The sequence below is a fragment of the Nocardioides sp. N13(2025) genome (assembly GCF_051912545.1).
Lineage (GTDB): Bacteria > Actinomycetota > Actinomycetes > Propionibacteriales > Nocardioidaceae > Nocardioides.
Genome location: NZ_CP196809.1, coordinates 3,238,302 through 3,253,200, shown reverse-complemented (window position 1 = coordinate 3,253,200; position 14,899 = coordinate 3,238,302). Strand labels below are relative to the sequence as shown.

Below are 14,899 nucleotides of genomic sequence, written 5' to 3'. Positions count from 1 at the left end.
CCCGGCCGTCAGGACGAGGGCGCGGGCTCAGACGTGGCCACTGAGCTGCGCCAGCCGCAGCTCCAGCCGGCCGACGAGGTCGGTGCACTCCTTGTCCGAGAGCCCGGAGGTGCCGGACGACTTCTTGCCGCTGCCCTTCGCGCACACCGGGAGCACGTCGATCGAGAGCTTGGCGCCACCGGCCAGCGCGCGCAGCTCGTCGAGCTTGTCGCCGAACGGGGAGCCGCTGCCGGGGGAGTAGTAGTGGACCGCCGCGTCGATGTCGTCGGCGAACAGGTCGGCCTTGGTCACCGCGACGACCAGCCAGGTCGGGCGGTCGCGGCGCACCGCCATGCTGGCGATGCGGTGGGCGGTGATCGCCCAGTCCTCCAGCTCGGCGGCCAGCTGCTCCTCGCGGGAGGCGAGGGCGGCGCCGCTGGTCCCGCCCGTACGACGCGGGGTGGCGTAGCCGTTGGCGACCACGTGCAGCACGCCGTCGACCGGCTCGTCGTGAAACACCTCGTCCAGCGCGCCGAGGCGGGTCGCGGCGTTCTCGCCGGGCACCACGCGGAACCGGTAGCCGCGCAGCCGCGCGTTGCGCCGCGTACGCCGCTCCATCACGGCCGAGCCGACCTCCTGGCCCTCCTCGGCGGACGACTGGGCGCTCGCGCGCCGCGAGAGCCGGTCCGCCAGCCGGGTCTTGCCCACGCCGGTCATCCCGGTCACCGCGACCGTCGGGTAGCGGTGCCGCAGCAGGCGCGAGGCGCGCTCGGGGGCCTGGGACAGCGCGGCCAGCGCGCCTCCGGCGATGGTCGTGCCGAGGGCTGCCCTGCCGTGTCGCAACGGTGACTGCATGCCCCCATCCTGTCGGACGGCCGGGTGGAGGCAGGCGCTGGTTGGCCATGCAACCGGCCATCCCGGACAATGACGAGGCCCCCGCTCCCGGTCGAAAGGTCTCCATGGACACCGAGAACCGTCCCGTCCTGACGGGCCTCATCGCCCTGGTCGGCGTCGCCGTGGTCATCGGCCTGCTCGGCGGCCTTGCCGTGATGGTCGGGGTCAAGGCCACCGGCATCGGCGACACCTCGAGTGCCAGCGACGACAGCGGAACCCCGGCGACGTTCAACCTGCCCCGGCCCAGCGACACCGGGAGCTCGATCCCCGAGCCCGACGACGCGGTCGAGCCGAGCACCGGCACCGAGCCGACCTCCGAGGCGCCGGCAACGGGCATCTCGCTCACCGCGGTGCAGCAGTCGGTGAGCCCGATGCAGCAGATCGACCTGACCGGCACCTACCAGGCCGGCGAGGGCGCGATCCTGCAGGTGCAGCGCTTCGAGAACGGCGCCTGGTCCGACTTCCCGGTGACCATGTCGGTCAGCGGTGGCACGTTCGGGACCTACGTCCAGACCAGTCGGGTCGGGCCCAACAAGTTCCGCGTGGTCGACACCGACTCCGACGTCGTGTCCAACGAGATCACGGTGACGGTCGGCTGAGCGCCGCCTGACGGGCGACGTCGACCCGGCGGGTCCAGTAGCCCACCCAGCCGGCCCCGCCCAGCACGAGCGCGCCGACCACGAGGCAGGCGGTCGCGAGGGGCGCCACCGCCGCGACCGCGCTGACCAGCAGCGGTCCGCCCGTGTTGCCGATGTCGCCGCACAACCGCCACGCGCCGAGGAACTGCGGCCTGCCCTCTGCGGGCGCGGCGTCGGCACCGAGGGTCATCACGATCCCCGACCCGAGGCCGTTGCCGCACGCGATGAGCGCCATCACGAGGGCCACCGACCAGGTCGCGGTTGCCAGCGGCAGCAGCAGGCTGGCCACGGCCATCGACAGCACGACCGGCAGTGCGACGACCATGCGCCCGCGGGTGTCCATCAGCCAGCCGCCCGGCCACATGAAGGCGACGTCGAGGGCGGCGGCGCCGGCGAAGATGAGTGAGGTCGTCGAGGCCGAGAGGCCGAGGTGGTCGGCCCACAGCGGCAGCAGGCTGAGCCGCAGCGACCGGCTCATGCCGAGGATCACCACGGCGGTCCCGAGCGTCGCCAGCACGCGCCGGTGCGAGGAGATGACCGTCCACACGGGGAGGTGCCCGCCGGACGCCTTGGTCGCCGCCCGCTTCTCCTCGCCGAGGTCGGGCATCGTGGCCGCGAGCAGGGACGCGCAGACCGACATCGCGGCGCCGAGCCAGAAGACGCTGGTCAGGTCGGTGAGCCGGATCAGTCCGGCGCCGATGAGCGGACCGACCAGCACACCGACGCGGTAGGAGCCGCCCAGCAACGACATCGCCCGCGCCCGGTGCGAGACCGGCACGACGTCGATCATGAAGCCCTGCCGCGCGATGAGGAACAGGGTCCAGCACACCCCGCTCAGCAGCACGGCGGCCGCCAGGGCCGCCACCGAGTCGGTGAGGGCCGCGAACGCCATCGCCACCGCGTCGAGGAACCCCGCCCCGACCAGTGCGCGACGCTCCCCGACCCGAGCCACCAGCGCGCCCGCGGGCAGGCTCGCCACGAGCTGGCCCATGCCGATCAGCGCCACGATCGCAGCGGCGGTGCTGACGTCGGCACCCAGGTCGCGCGCCCGCAGTGCCAGCACCGGCATCATCGCGCCGTGCCCGATCGCGGAGACGATCGAGGGTCCGTAGGCCACGAGCCAGATGTCGCGGAAGCGGAACTCCGTCGCGGTCCCCGAGGTCACCGCATCATCCTCTCAGCCCCGTCGCTCGAGGATGGATCCGGCGCGAGGCACACCGCTCGGCGAGGTACGGCTCAGGGGATCCAGTCGAACGTGTCGGGGTTCGGCCCGGTGCGCCCGTCCTCGCCGCGGTCGAGGCCGGAGATGGCCTCGACCTGCTCGGGCGAGAGCGCGAAGTCGAAGAGCGCGAAGTTCTCCCGCATCCGCTCGACGCTCATCGACTTCGGGAAGACGATGTCGCCGCGCTGGACGTGCCAGCGGAGCGTGACCTGGGCCGGGGTACGCCCCACGGCGGAGGCGATCTCGCCGATGGTGGGGTCGTCCAGCACGGCGCCCTGCGCGATCGGGGACCACGCCTCGGTCAGCACGCCGTGCTTGGCGTTCGCCGCCCGGACCTCCTCGTTCGTGAGGTAGGGATGCACCTCGACCTGGTTCACCACCGGCACGACGCCGGTCTCGTCGATGATGCGGTCGAGGTGGGCGGGTTGGAAGTTCGAGACGCCGATGCTTCGCGTCTTGCCGGCTTCTTGCGCCTCGATCAACGCGCGCCAGGTCTGCACGAAGTCGCCGTCGTAGCGCGTGGGCAGCGGCCAGTGGATGAGGAACAGGTCGACCTGCTCCAGTCCGAGCCGCTCCAGGGAGGCGTCGACCTCGCGGCGCGCGTCCTCGGAGCGGTGGAAGGAGTTGTTGAGCTTGGTCGTGATGTAGAGCTCGTCGCGGTCGAGGCCCGACGCGCGGATCGCCTCGCCGACCCCGGCCTCGTTGCCGTACATCTGGGCGGTGTCGATGTGGCGGTAGCCCACCTCGAACGCCTGGGTGACCGTTGCCGCCGTCTCGGGCGGCGGCACCTGGAAGACGCCGAAGCCGAGCTGCGGGATGGACGTGCCGTCGTGGAGCAGGAGGTTCGGAACAGTCATACAGGTGCCTACGCGTCCGCTCCGCGAGGTATTCCGCTGGACTCCGGGGCCTAGTCTCGGGACGTGACCCACGACACCCACACGCAGCCCTCGACCGCCACCGACGCGCACCCGCCGATCGACCTCCCGGGGGCCGGTGACTGGCTCGCGTGGGTGGGACAGCGGTGCGAGGGCGAGCTGGCCGAGGCCGTACGCCTCGTCGCGGAGGTGAAGACGGGCTCGACCGGAGCCGAGGAGGTGCTGGCGGCGTGGAACCGCGCCGAGACCGCGATCGCCAACGCCGACGCCGTGGCGCTGTGGGCCGAGGTGCACCCCGACGCGGCCGTGCGCGACCGCGCCGACGAGCTGAGCCAGCAGGTCCAGAAGTACGTCACCGAGCTGGGCCAGGACCGTGACCTGTTCGCCGTCTTCGACGCGCTCGGCGCGTCCGGGACGGAGGGTCTCGACGACGACGCCCGCCGGGTCCTCGAGCACACCCTGCGCGACTTCCGCCGCGCAGGCGTCGACCGCGACGACGCGACCCGCGACCGGTTGCGCGAGCTCAGCGAGCACGGGGTCAAGCTGTCCCAGGAGTTCGGCCGCCACATCCGCGAGGACGTGCGCTCGATCCGGATCGCGCCCGAGCGCCTGGCCGGCCTCCCCGACGACTACCGCGAGGCCCACCCCGTCGACGACGAGGGTCTGGTCACGATCACCACCGACTACCCCGACCTGGTGCCGTTCATGACCTTCGGGGCCGACGCCGAGGCCCGCCGCGACCTCGCCCTCGCCCAGAACAACGTCGCCTGGCCGGCCAACGACCAGGTGCTCCAGGACCTGCTCGCGGTGCGCCGCGAGACCGCCGACCTGCTCGGCTACGGCTCGTGGCCCGACTTCGACACCGAGGTCAAGATGATCGGCACCGGCCAGGCGATCGCCGACTTCATCGAGCGGATCAGCGACGCCGCCACCGAGCGGGCCGGCCAGGAGCTCGCCGTGCTGCTCGAGCGCAAGCGCGTCGACGACCCGGCCGCCGAGGTCGTCACCACCTACGACTCGCGCTACTACTCCGAGCTGGTGCGCCGCGAGCAGTACGACGTCGACGGGCAGGTCGTGCGCACCTACTTCCCCTTCGAGCAGGTCCGACAGGGCCTGCTCGACGTGACCGGTCGGCTCTTCGGCCTCGAGTGGACCCCCGTCGCGCAGGACGAGGCGGGGACCTGGCACGAGGACGTCGCCAGCTACGACGTGGGCCTCGACGGGCGCCGCATCGGGCGCATCCACCTCGACCTGCACCCGCGCGAGGGCAAGTTCAAGCACGCGGCCCAGTTCGACATGGTCAAGGGCGTCGCCGGCGCCCAGCTCGCCGAGGGCGTCCTCGTGTGCAACTTCAGCCGCGGGCTGATGGAGCACGACGAGGTGGTGACGCTGTTCCACGAGTTCGGCCACCTCGTCCACCACGTCCTCGGCGGCCGGGGCGAGTGGGTCCGCTTCTCCGGCGTCGCGACCGAGTGGGACTTCGTCGAGGCGCCCAGCCAGATGCTGGAGGAGTGGGCGTGGGACGCCGACGTCCTCGCCACCTTCGCGCGCACCGCCGACGGCGAGACGATCCCGGCCGACCTGGTCGCCGCGATGCGCCGCGCCGACCACTTCGGCAAGGGGCTCAACGCCGCGCAGCAGATGTCGTACGCCGCCCGTTCCTACTACTTCCACGCCGGCCCGCACGACGACCTCACCGCCTACGGCGACGAGCTCCAGCGCCGTTACTCGGTGTTCCCGCCGCTCGAGGGAGCGCACATGCACTGCGCGTTCGGCCACCTCGACGGCTACTCGTCGGGCTACTACACCTACATGTGGTCCCTGGTGATCGCCAAGGACCTGTTCTCCGCCTTCGACACCGAGGACATGTTCGCCGCCGACGTCGCCCACGCCTACCGCGACAAGGTGCTCGCGATGGGTGGGCGCAAGGACGCCGCCGACCTCGTCGCCGACTTCCTGGGCCGGCCCTACTCCTTCGACGCCTGGGCGGCGTGGCTGGCGGAGTAGGACCTGCCTCGTCTGCCCGCTGGGGGTGGCGGCATACGACAGTCGGTCACCTGTGGGTGGCGGCATACGACAGTCGGTCCGCCTTGGGTGGCGGCATACGACAGTCGGTCGCCTGTGGGTGGCGGCATACGACACCGAGTTCGCCTCGCTGCATGTCGTATGCCGCCAGGGTGACCGCTGCGGCTGTCGTACGCCGCCAGGGTGGCGACGCGGGATGTCGTACGCCGCCAGGGTGGCGACGCGGGATGTCGTATGCCGCCAGGGTGGCGACGCGGGATGTCGTATGCCGCCAGGGTGGCGACGCGGGATGTCGTATGCCGCCAGGGTGGCGACGCCGGATGTCGTATGCCGCCAGGGTGGCGGCGCCGGATGTCGTATGCCGCCACCCTGGACGTGGGACGGGCCGCCACGCACGACGGGGCGGGGCAGCAGTGCTGCCCCGCCCCGTCAGGGGTTGCGCTGCCTCAGGAGACGTTGAGCGCGGTGTCGTCGACCACGAAGCTCGTCTGCAGCGACGAGTCCTCGGTCATGGTGAAGCGGATCGTGACGGTCTTGCCCTTGTAGGCGGTCAGCGCGTGCGAGTACTGGGTGTACGTCGCGTTGGTGCCGACGTTGGTGAAGGTGCGCAGCGTGGTGACGGTGGCTCCGTCCACGACCTGCACCCGCATGTTGTCGTACGCCGTCGAGCCGGACTCGGCGGTGTCCGTGCGGATCCAGTACGACAGTGTGGCCGCCGTCGCGGTGGAGGGGATGGTCACCGACTGGTTGATCGTCTCGGTGCTGGTGGTGCCGTTGCCACCGAGCCACGCCTTGTACGAGCCGGTGCGGGCGGGGCGGCCGGTGTTGGTGGTGATGACCCCGGTGTTGCCGGTCCACACCGTGGCGCCGGACTCGAAGCCCGGGTTGCCGAGGATGTTGCCGCCGGTCGGCGGGGGCGTGGTGGTGCCGCCGCAGGTCGGGTCGCCGGTCTGGGCCGGCACGTTGACCGCGTCCCAGGCGTTCTTGACGGCGTTGAACTGGGCGCAGGTGCTGTCCAGGTTCTTGGCCGCGGTGAGCGTCCAGGTGCGGTACTTGAGGTAGCTCGACGCCGTGGTCTTCATCAGCATCGCGTTGTAGAGGACCTTGATCGCCGCCTGCTCGCCGATGCCGGTGACCGAGGTGCCGTCGCACTTCGAGACGCCGCCGCGCGAGAGCAGGTAGAACCAGTGGTCGCCGGGGCCGGCGGCCGCGTGGACCTCGGCGGTCGGGATCGAGCTGGTGTAGCAGGCCGGGTCGCCGACGTTGGCCGGGTTGGAGCCGTCGCGGATCGGGCCCTGGCCGACGAGGTTGATCTCCTCGCCGATGGTGTGGTCGGGCACGTCGTACGGCGACGGCTGCGCGTCGTAGTACTCGGTGGCCGTCGCGAGCGCGTCGCCGATGAACTCCTGCGTGCCGCCGCCCGAGATGCCGCCCGGAGTCTTGTCGTCCACGCCGTGGCCGAACTCGTGGGCCACCACGTCGATCGAGGAGATCCACTCGTTGGCGTTGTTGTGGCCGATCTGGACCTGCGTGCCGTCGTAGTAGGCGTTGACGTCGTTGAGCCCGACGCGGACCGGCACCCAGCCACCCGAGCCGTTCATGCCGTTGCGGCCCAGCCACGACGACATCATCGACTTCATCTGCTGCGCGGCGTAGAGCGCGTCGACGCAGCCGGTCTCCTTGTTGGTGGCGACGCCGTTGCCCCAGAGGTCGTCGGTGCCGCTGAACGTGGTGTTGGTGGCCGCGTCCTGGCACTTGAGCGTGGTGGCGCTGGGGTCGGTCATGGTGAAGCTGCTGCCCGAGCCGCTGGTGGCGATGGAGAGGGGGTTGGGACCGGAGTAGGCCGCGGTGCCGGAGCCGTGCGCGATCTGCTCGCGCGACTCGAGGACCCTGCCGGAGACGGCGTCGACCCAGACCTTCTGCCAGGACACCTCGCCCTTGTCGGTGCCGCGGACCTCGACCTCGTAGGCGAGCCGGGTGCCGGTGTCGCGGTGCCAGATCACCAGCTCGGGGGTCGAGGCCGCTGCGCCCTGGTCGAGCAGGCCCTGGGCGACCGTGGACGCGCGGTCGGCGGTGATCTCGGCGGTGGTGCTGCCGATCTGCACAGGCGACTCCTGCGCGACGGAGGTCCCGACGACCTGGCCTGCTGCGTTGGCGAGGACGACGAAGTCGCCACCGACCACACGCAGGCCTTCGTGGGTCCGCTCGTAGGCCATCGAGTAGATCTCGTTGTCGCCTTCGAAGGTGCCGGTGCGCACGAACGAGTCCTGCGACGCGCGTTCGAGCGCGTGTCCGTGGCCCTTCACCCAGGCGCTGGCGGCCTGCTGGGCCTCGAGACGGGGGTTGCCCGCCGAGGGTGCGGCGTCGGCCGGGGTGGCGGTCGGTGCCAGGAACGACGCGGCGACGGCTGTCGCAGCGATACCGGCCAGGGCGGCCAGGCGAGTTGATTTCACTGGGTGTCCAATCGAAGAGTTCGAGCCGGTGGGCCCGAGGATGGATTGGGGTGGTGCGGACCACTGCACAAACTCGCAACCGTCGGAGGGGCCGTCAATGGACGGCGAACTGCACGTTCGTGCAACGCGAGAAGTTGCACGACGCGGACAGCGACGGGCGCTGGCGTCCGATAGCCGGAGGGTCGCGCGATGCAGGGCGCGACCGCGTTCAGCGCGTGAGCACCGCCGGTCGGGCGGGCGTGGCGGCAGCGATACGCTCCGCCACGGCGTCGCCGAACTCGCGGTGGCCCTCCTCGGTCAGGTGCAGCCTGTCCTGGAGGTAGTCGAGGTCGAGGTCGCTGGTGCGCACGTACGGGACGCCGTACGCCGCACTGAGCCGGGCGAGCAACGCGTCGACGCGCGGCACGGCCCGGGAGCGGGACGGGGCGTCGGCGGGACCGACCACCACCACGTCGTGGCCGGCGAGGTCGGCCATCAGGTCCCGGAAGCCGCGGTCGATCGCGGCGGCGGGCTGGTCGTAGTCGTTGAGGCCGCCCTCGACCACCACGAGCCGGGGGCGTGTGGCGAGCGCGGTCGGCGCGCGGTCGTGGAACGACACGCGGCCGCACGTGCTGGCGCGGGCGCTGAACCCGGAGCCGGAGAATCCCGCGACGTGCACCTCGCCCGGCAGGCGCGCGGCCCACGAGCGAGCCAGGTCGTCCTGGCCCAGGCCGACCGACCAGGAGTCGCCGATCACCAGGACGGGCGCGCCCTCGCCGGTGACGATCGCGCTGCGCTCCCGGGCGTCGGCCCGGTGCTGCTGGCACCGGGCGGGGTCCGCGCCGGCCCGGTCGGCGACGTAGAACGCCATGAGGGCAGCGAGCAGCAGCACGACGCCTGAGGCGACGGCAGAGCGACGCAGGATCCCCCGATGGAGCACGGGAGAAGTGTGCGGCCTCGACCGGCCTCCTGGGAGCGGATTGCCGGTGATTCCCACCACCTGGGGTAGCAGCCGCGCGGACCGGGCGTGCGAAATGGCGTGGGCACCACCGTCGGCACCGGCCTAGGGTGACGGCCGTGACTCCTGACGAGCTGCGCGCGGCGTACGACGACCAGCTGCGCACCGACGCCGAGATGGCCCGCGCCGCCGAGGTGGTGCGCGAAGGACCGCTGCTGTGGGCGGTGTTCGACCACGGCGGCTTCGTCTCCTACCGCGACCTCGGCGGGATCGAGGGCGACGCGCTCGACGAGCTCATCGACCGCACCGTCCGGCACTTCCGCGACGAGACCGACGTCGAGAGCTTCGAGTGGAAGTCGCGCGGGCACGACCTCCCGGCAGACCTCGGCGAGCGCCTGGAGGCACACGGGCTGGTCGCCGAGCCGGTCGAGACGGTGATGATCGGCGAGGCGTCGCTGCTCGCGGTCGTCGACGTGCCCCTCGAGCCCACGGCCGAGGGCCCCGTCGTCGTACGCCGCATCGTCGGGGGTGACGCGGCAGCCGACGACCTGAGCCGGATGCTCGCCGCCCAGGAGTCCGTCTTCGGCGGCGGTCGCGGGCCGTCCCTGGCTTCCGCGCTCGCCGAGCTGGAGTCCGGCGCGTCGGAGTTCTGGATCGCCGAGGTCGGCGACCGCGTCGTGTGCGGCGGACGGCTCACCCCGGTCGAGGGCACTGACTTCGCCGGGATCTGGGGCGGCTCGACGTTGCCGGAGTTCCGTGGGCGCGGCATCTACCGCGCCCTCGTCGCCGCGCGCGCCCGCTCCGCCATGCAGCGCGGGGTGCGGTTCATCCACTCCGACTGCACCGACATGTCGCGCCCGATCCTCGAGCGCTCCGGCCTCCGGCGGGTCACCACGACGACGCCGTACGTCTGGACCCGCTGACCGCCCCCTCTCGGCGGCCGCGGGTGGGCTCGAGCGTCCACAAGTCCGCTCGAGTCGCGGAATGACGCGCCACCGCCTACCTCAAGCGTCCATATGTCCGCTCGAGTCGGGAAATAGTCCGCGGATCCGGGAACAACTCCAGCCCCCGTGCGTTGAAGCCCATGAGCAGAGTTGAGTGAGATCGACTCAAGAGTTTTGCCAGTCCGGTCGCAGCGCGGCAGGATGGCTGACATCTCAAGGCATCGCCAGACACCGATCCCACGAGGGATCCAACGCAGGAGGTAAACCCCATGGCTCGAGCCGTCGGCATCGACCTCGGTACGACGAACTCCGTCGTCGCCGTCCTCGAGGGTGGCGAACCCACCGTCATCGCCAACGCCGAGGGCGCCCGGACCACCCCGTCCGTCGTCGCCTTCACCAAGTCCGGCGAGGTGCTCGTCGGAGAGGTCGCCAAGCGACAGGCGGTCACCAACGTCGACCGCACGATCCGGTCCGTCAAGCGCCACATGGGCGAGGACTGGAAGGTCGACATCGACGACAAGGCCTTCACGCCCCAGCAGATCAGCGCGTTCGTGCTGCAGAAGCTCAAGCGCGACGCCGAGGCCTACCTCGGCGAGACCGTGACCGACGCGGTCATCACCGTGCCGGCGTACTTCTCCGACGCGCAGCGCCAGGCGACCAAGGAGGCCGGCGAGATCGCGGGCCTCAACGTCAGCCGCATCGTCAACGAGCCGACCGCCGCAGCCCTGGCCTACGGCCTCGACAAGGGCGAGGACCAGACGATCCTCGTCTTCGACCTCGGTGGCGGCACGTTCGACGTGTCCCTGCTCGAGATCGGCGAGGGCGTCGTCGAGGTCAAGGCGACCTCCGGCGACAACCACCTCGGTGGCGACGACTGGGACAACCGTGTCGTCGAGTGGATGGTCAAGAAGTTCAAGGACAACAACGGTGTCGACCTCGGCGCCGACAAGATCGCCAAGCAGCGCCTCCAGGAGGCCGCCGAGAAGGCGAAGATCGAGCTGTCCTCCAGCTCCGAGACCACGATCCACCTGCCCTACATCACCCACGGTGAGGGCGGCCCGCTGCACTTCGAGGAGAAGCTGACCCGCAGCGAGTTCCAGAAGATGACCTCCGACCTCCTCGACCGCACCAAGGCGCCGTTCCAGTCGGTGCTCAAGGACGGCGGCGTCGCGGTCAAGGACATCGACCACGTCGTGCTCGTCGGCGGCTCGACCCGCATGCCGGCGGTCACCGAGCTGGTGACCGAGCTGCTCGGCGGCAAGCAGCCCAACAAGGGCGTCAACCCCGACGAGGTCGTCGCCGTCGGCGCCGCGCTCCAGGCCGGCGTCCTCAAGGGCGAGGTCAAGGACGTGCTGCTCCTCGACGTCACCCCGCTCTCCCTCGGCATCGAGACCAAGGGCGGCGTGATGACCACGCTCATCGAGCGCAACACCACGATCCCGACCAAGCGCTCGGAGATCTTCACGACGGCCGACGACAACCAGCCGTCGGTGGAGATCAAGGTCGCGCAGGGCGAGCGCCAGATGTGGTCGCAGAACCAGCCTCTCGGCAACTTCGAGCTGACCGGCCTCCCGCCGGCTCCGCGCGGCGTGCCGAAGATCGAGGTCACCTTCGACATCGACGCCAACGGCATCGTGCACGTCTCGGCCAAGGACCAGGCGTCCGGCCGTGAGCAGTCGATGACGATCTCCGGTGGCTCCGCGCTCAGCAAGGACGAGATCGACCGCATGGTCAAGGAGGCCGAGCAGTACGCCGAGGAGGACGCCAAGCGTCGCGAGGCCGTCGAGGCCCGCAACCAGGGCGACCAGCTCGTCTACACCACCGAGAAGTTCCTCGCCGACAACGCGGAGAAGCTCCCCGAGGACGTGAAGACCGAGGTCCAGGCCGACGTCGACGCCCTCAAGGCGATCCTCGAGAAGGAGGACGCGTCGTCCGAGGACATCACGGCCGGCATCACCAAGCTCGGTGAGTCCAGCCAGAAGATGGGCGCCGCGATGTACGCCGCCGCCGAGGCCGAGCAGGCCGCCGCGGGCGGTACGACCGGTGCCACGGGCGAGTCCGACGACGACGTCGTCGACGCCGAGATCGTCGACGAGTCCACCGAGGGCCCGAGCGACGCGGAGGGTGAGTCCAAGTGACCGATCGCCCGGCCGAGCCCACCCCGGGCCCCGGGGCGAGCGACCTCACGGAGGGGGAGCCCACTGCGGCTCCCTCTCCGGAGGGCGCGCCGTCCGGCGGCTTCGGTGACTCTGCGGGCGAGATGGCCAACGAGACCGAGGTCGAGGCGGACGTGCCCCCGCACCAGAGCGCCGCGGCAGGCACCGACGCGGTCGACCTCGACACCGAGGAGGACGAGCTGGCCGCGATGAAGGGCTCGCTCGCCGACCTGACCAACGACCTCCAGCGCCTCTCCGCCGAGTACGCCAACTACCGCAAGCGCGTCGACCGCGACCGCCAGCTGGTGGCCGAGAGCGCCGCCTACAAGGCGCTCGCCCCGGTGGTCGAGGTGCTCGACACCATCGACCGCGCCAAGGAGCACGGCGAGCTCGAGGGCGGCTTCAAGGCGGTGGCCGACCAGCTCGAGCGGGTCGTGGCCGCGGCCGGCCTGGTCCGGTTCGGCGAGCCCGGCGACGCGTTCGACCCGACCCTCCACGAGGCGCTGAGCCACCTCGGGGCCGACCCGGAGGTCGAGGTGACCACCGTCAAGCACGTCGCCAAGGGCGGCTACCGCATGGGCGACCGCGTCGTCCGCGCCGCCCAGGTGCTCGTGGTCGACCCGGCCGACGCCTGAGCGCACCCGTTCGATGACCGAGCCGACGGAGAGGAGGTTCACCCATGGCTGAGACAGAAGGCTTCCGCAACGACTGGGCGACGAAGGACTTCTACCAGGTCCTCGGCGTCCAGAAGGACGCCAGTGCGGCCGACATCAAGAAGGCCTACCGCAAGCTGGCCCGGGCGAACCACCCCGACTCCAACCCCGGCAACGAGGCCAAGCACGAGAAGTTCAAGGCCGTCGCGGAGGCTTACGACGTCGTCGGTGACGAGGCCAAGCGCGCCAAGTACGACGAGTTCCGCGCGCTCCAGGCCCGCGGCGGCTTCGGCCCCGGCATGGGCGGCGGCATGGGCGGTCCCGGCTTCGGCGGGGGCGGCTTCAACCTCGACGACCTGCTGCGCGACCGCGGCGGGGCGGGTGGTCTCGGCGACATGTTCGGCGACCTCTTCGGGGGCGGTGGCGGGCGCGCGCGCACCCAGCAGCCGCGTCCGCGGCGCGGTGCCGACGTCGAGAGCACGGCGACCATCGGCTTCACCGATGCCCTCGACGGGGTCACCGTCTCGCTGCGGCTGACCTCCGACGCGGCCTGTGCCACCTGCCAGGGCACGGGCGGCAAGCCGGGCACCCGGCCGCACGTCTGTCCCGAGTGCGAGGGCGCGGGCTTCATCGTGGCCGGCACGGGCGGGGCGTTCTCGATCAACGAGACCTGCCCCGCCTGCGGCGGCCGCCAGCTCGTCTACGACGAGGCGTGCCCGACCTGCCACGGCAGCGGGCGCGGCACCTCCGCGCGCACCATCCAGGCCCGGATCCCCGCCGGGGTCAAGGACGGCGCGCGGATCCGGCTCAAGGGCAAGGGTGCGCCCGGCGAGAACGGCGGCCCGGCCGGCGACCTGTTCGTGAAGGTCAGGGTCACCCCGCACCGCGTCTTCGGGCGCAAGGACGACAACCTCACCATCGACGTGCCCGTCTCCTTCGACGAGGCGGCGCTCGGCGGCGAGGTGAAGATCCCGACGCTGGGGGGCGCCCCGGTGACCCTCAAGCTGCCACCCGGCACCCCCAACGGGCGCACCTTCCGGGTCCGCGGCAAGGGGGCCACCAAGCGCGACGGCTCCAAGGGCGACCTGCTCGCCACCGTCGAGGTGCAGGTGCCGGCCCACCTCGACCAGACCGCGCGCGAGGCGCTCGAGGCCTACCGCGCCGCCACCGCCGGCAAGCCGCTGCGTGCAGGACTCTTCGAGTCATGAGCGGCACATTCGGGTCGCCGTCCCCGGACGCCGCCGTCTACGTCATCAGCGTGGCGGCGGAGCTGACCGGCCTGCACCCGCAGACGCTGCGTGCCTACGAGCGGATGGGGCTGATCGAGCCCGGCCGCACCGGCGGCGGCGGTCGGCGCTACTCCCACCGCGACCTCGAGCGGCTGCGCCGGATCGCCGACCTGACCAGCGCCGGGATCGGTATCGAGGGCGTGCGCCGGATCATGGCGCTCGAGCTTCAGGTCGACGCGCTCCGGGCCCGCAACGAGGAGCTGCTCGCCGAGCTCGACGCCGTACGCCGTGGGCTGGCGGCGCGCGCCGCTGCCGCCCAGTCCCAGGCACAGGTGCCGGCCAACAAGCTGCCGGTGCTGCACCAGGCGGCCGGGCAGTCCATGGTCGTCTGGCGCCGGAGGAGCTGAGCAGTGCCACGCCTGGACCGGGCCGTCGTCGACGTCGCCGCCTCCCCCGAGGAGGTCTTCGCCGCGTTCGTCGACCCCGACGCGCTCGCGTCCTGGCTCCCGCCGGACGGCATGGCCGGCGAGCTCAGCGACGCGCGGCTGCGCGAGGGCGGCGGCTTCACCATGACGCTGACGTACGCTGACCCGGCCGGCGCTCCCGGCAAGACCACCGACGACACCGACGTGACCCACGTGGCCGTCGACGAGCTGGTCGAGGGGGAGCGGGTGGTCTGGGGCGTCGAGTTCGAGTCCGACGACCCCGACGACGCGGGACGGATGACGATGACCTGGACCTTCTCCGCACGCGACGGCGGGACGAGGGTGGCCATCGACGCGACCGATGTCCCGCCGGGCATCGACGCCGCCGCCCACCAGCAGGGTCTCGAGGCCTCGCTGGCGCAGCTGGCGACGTACTGCACCCGCGGCGACTGAGGGGCTGGTCGCCCGG

Annotated in this window: 13 protein-coding genes; 8 read left to right on the top strand and 5 right to left on the bottom strand. The window is 71.7% G+C overall.

The genetic code is table 11. From position 1 onward, the window contains the following. Window positions 1-27 precede the first annotated feature (27 nt). A complete protein-coding gene (locus ACS3YM_RS15795; protein ID WP_439937383.1) occupies window positions 28-834 on the bottom strand; it encodes a hypothetical protein in 807 nt (268 codons plus the stop codon). Between the two features lie 104 nt (window positions 835-938). Here ACS3YM_RS15795 and ACS3YM_RS15790 point away from each other — a divergent pair, with 104 nt between their 5' ends. Beyond that, window positions 939-1,472 carry a hypothetical protein gene (locus tag ACS3YM_RS15790; RefSeq protein ID WP_439937382.1) on the top strand — a complete coding sequence of 178 codons (534 nt, stop codon included), beginning with the start codon at window positions 939-941 and terminating at the stop codon, window positions 1,470-1,472. Here the strand turns inward: ACS3YM_RS15790 and ACS3YM_RS15785 are convergent. Continuing rightward, window positions 1,453-2,676 (bottom strand): MFS transporter, encoded by a 1,224-nt coding sequence (locus ACS3YM_RS15785; protein ID WP_439937381.1) that lies wholly within the window; start codon window positions 2,674-2,676, stop codon window positions 1,453-1,455. The two genes, ACS3YM_RS15790 and ACS3YM_RS15785, sit on opposite strands and share 20 nt — an antisense overlap. A gap of 71 nt (window positions 2,677-2,747) precedes the next feature. After that, window positions 2,748-3,590: an aldo/keto reductase gene (locus ACS3YM_RS15780; protein WP_439937380.1), complete on the bottom strand. Its 843-nt coding sequence runs from the start codon at window positions 3,588-3,590 to the stop codon at window positions 2,748-2,750. Window positions 3,591-3,653: 63 nt separating this feature from the next. Between ACS3YM_RS15780 and ACS3YM_RS15775 the strand changes: the two genes are divergently transcribed. After that, window positions 3,654-5,615 (top strand): M3 family metallopeptidase, encoded by a 1,962-nt coding sequence (locus tag ACS3YM_RS15775; RefSeq protein WP_439937379.1) that lies wholly within the window; start codon window positions 3,654-3,656, stop codon window positions 5,613-5,615. Between the two features lie 464 nt (window positions 5,616-6,079). Here ACS3YM_RS15775 and ACS3YM_RS15770 read toward each other — a convergent pair whose 3' ends face one another. Next, window positions 6,080-8,086, bottom strand: coding sequence for a M4 family metallopeptidase (locus tag ACS3YM_RS15770; RefSeq protein WP_439937378.1), 2,007 nt, complete (start codon window positions 8,084-8,086; stop codon window positions 6,080-6,082). Window positions 8,087-8,294: 208 nt separating this feature from the next. Then, entirely contained in the window at window positions 8,295-9,005 is a 711-nt protein-coding gene (locus ACS3YM_RS15765; RefSeq protein WP_439937377.1) for an SGNH/GDSL hydrolase family protein, read from the bottom strand. Window positions 9,006-9,142: 137 nt separating this feature from the next. On the opposite strand from ACS3YM_RS15765, the gene ACS3YM_RS15760 reads away from it, so the two are divergent. From ACS3YM_RS15760 to ACS3YM_RS15735, 6 genes are all read left to right on the top strand, one after another. After that, a complete protein-coding gene (locus ACS3YM_RS15760; RefSeq protein ID WP_439937376.1) occupies window positions 9,143-9,946 on the top strand; it encodes a GNAT family N-acetyltransferase in 804 nt (267 codons plus the stop codon). A gap of 290 nt (window positions 9,947-10,236) precedes the next feature. Next, window positions 10,237-12,105, top strand: coding sequence for a molecular chaperone DnaK (gene dnaK / locus ACS3YM_RS15755; RefSeq protein ID WP_439937375.1), 1,869 nt, complete (start codon window positions 10,237-10,239; stop codon window positions 12,103-12,105). Further along, on the top strand, window positions 12,102-12,758 hold the full coding sequence (gene grpE, locus ACS3YM_RS15750) for a nucleotide exchange factor GrpE (RefSeq protein ID WP_439937374.1): 657 nt from the start codon (window positions 12,102-12,104) through the stop codon (window positions 12,756-12,758). The genes dnaK and grpE overlap by 4 nt, the downstream gene beginning before the upstream one ends. 44 nt (window positions 12,759-12,802) lie before the next feature. Next, window positions 12,803-13,984, top strand: coding sequence for a molecular chaperone DnaJ (gene dnaJ / locus ACS3YM_RS15745; protein WP_439937373.1), 1,182 nt, complete (start codon window positions 12,803-12,805; stop codon window positions 13,982-13,984). Beyond that, window positions 13,981-14,412 (top strand): heat shock protein transcriptional repressor HspR, encoded by a 432-nt coding sequence (locus ACS3YM_RS15740; RefSeq protein WP_439937372.1) that lies wholly within the window; start codon window positions 13,981-13,983, stop codon window positions 14,410-14,412. Before dnaJ ends, ACS3YM_RS15740 begins: the two co-directional genes overlap by 4 nt. Window positions 14,413-14,415: 3 nt before the next feature. Next, window positions 14,416-14,883, top strand: a complete 468-nt coding sequence (locus ACS3YM_RS15735; RefSeq protein WP_439937371.1) for an SRPBCC domain-containing protein — start codon at window positions 14,416-14,418, stop codon at window positions 14,881-14,883. Window positions 14,884-14,899 lie beyond the last annotated feature (16 nt).

Coding starts and splice junctions, on each gene's coding strand:
- ACS3YM_RS15795 (WP_439937383.1), bottom strand. CDS start 834: ATGCAGTCACCGTTGCGACACGGCAGGGCAGCCCTCGGCACGACCATC.
- ACS3YM_RS15790 (WP_439937382.1), top strand. CDS start 939: ATGGACACCGAGAACCGTCCCGTCCTGACGGGCCTCATCGCCCTGGTC.
- ACS3YM_RS15780 (WP_439937380.1), bottom strand. CDS start 3,590: ATGACTGTTCCGAACCTCCTGCTCCACGACGGCACGTCCATCCCGCAG.
- dnaK (WP_439937375.1), top strand. CDS start 10,237: ATGGCTCGAGCCGTCGGCATCGACCTCGGTACGACGAACTCCGTCGTC.
- dnaJ (WP_439937373.1), top strand. CDS start 12,803: ATGGCTGAGACAGAAGGCTTCCGCAACGACTGGGCGACGAAGGACTTC.
- ACS3YM_RS15740 (WP_439937372.1), top strand. CDS start 13,981: ATGAGCGGCACATTCGGGTCGCCGTCCCCGGACGCCGCCGTCTACGTC.